This is a genomic window from Pedobacter sp. N23S346 (genome assembly GCF_048515415.1).
In the GTDB taxonomy this organism is placed as follows: Bacteria; Bacteroidota; Bacteroidia; order Sphingobacteriales; family Sphingobacteriaceae; genus Pedobacter.
This window is the reverse complement of the sequence record NZ_JBLYEE010000034.1, coordinates 1-1104: the sequence shown is the minus strand read 5'-3', so window position 1 is coordinate 1104 and position 1104 is coordinate 1. Positions and strand designations below refer to the sequence as shown.

General features: G+C 40.6%; 1 pseudogene. It reads left to right on the top strand.

Features of this window, described 5'->3' with window-relative positions:
* Nucleotides 1-86: 86 nt before the first annotated feature.
* Nucleotides 87-1104: pseudogene (locus ACN1CD_RS23575) on the top strand (IS4 family transposase); the annotation flags it as partial.

Genomic DNA, 1104 nt, shown 5'->3' with positions numbered 1-1104 from the left:
ATTTTTTTTTGATAAAATAAAAGGGGTTGCTTTTGGCTTCCCCTTTTTAGTGTTGATATTTGAGTTACCACACTTAAACATTCAACATGGGCAAAAATACTTTTTTTACCGGACAGCCAGTACTGAACCAGTTGTTAAATTTGATAGATCGCAATTCAGTAAAAGCACTGGCTAGGGCAGGTCAGCATGATCGTTATTATCGCTATTTCGACACTTATAATCATCTGATTACGATGCTTTACTGCGTGTTCAATAAATGCACAAGCAGCCGTGAAGTAGTAAGTGGAATGCAGGCCTGCAGCAATAAGCTGCAGCATATAGGCATAAGAAAAGCCCCTGGAAGAAGTACTTTATGCGATGCCAACTCGAAACGGTCCCATAAAGTTTTTGAACAATTGTACCAGCAGCTTTACCGAAGATACAGGCAGTTTTTACCGGACAGCCGACAGCAAACCCAATCCAGACTTTTCATTGCCGATTCATCCACCATTACTTTATTTCAACAGATACTTAAAGCACCCAGCCCAGGTAAACTGAATGGAAAGAGAAAAGGTGGTATCAAAGTCCATACGCTGATAGATGCTTCGGAGGATGTTGCGGTCCAGGTCAGTTTTACAGCAGCCAGTGCCAACGATATGAACTTTTTAAAGGAGATTAACCTGGAAGCTGGCTCATTTGTCGTTTTTGACAAGGGTTATGTCGATTATAGTGAATATCAGCGGATGGACAACAATGGTGTTTTCTTCGTCACCGGCAAAGAAAAGGTGCCAGTTATTTAGAAACAGGTTCAAACCCGGTTAGTAAGGAGGACAGCAATGCAGGAATAATAGCTGACCGGTTAATCGTTATCGGTAATAAAACCCATCGTAAAACAGGTAAAGCTTAAGACCCGGCAGGTTACATTCTTTGATCAGGAAAAAGGCAGGACATTTGAATTTCTGACCAACAACTTCACCTTATCGGCTTTGCAGGTCGCTGATCTTTACAAAAAACGCTGGCAGATCGAAATCCTCTTTAAGAGGGTTAAACAGAACTTTCCACTTAAATATTTTTTGGGTGACAATGAAAATGCCATTAAAATACAGATATGGTGTGCTTTTATTG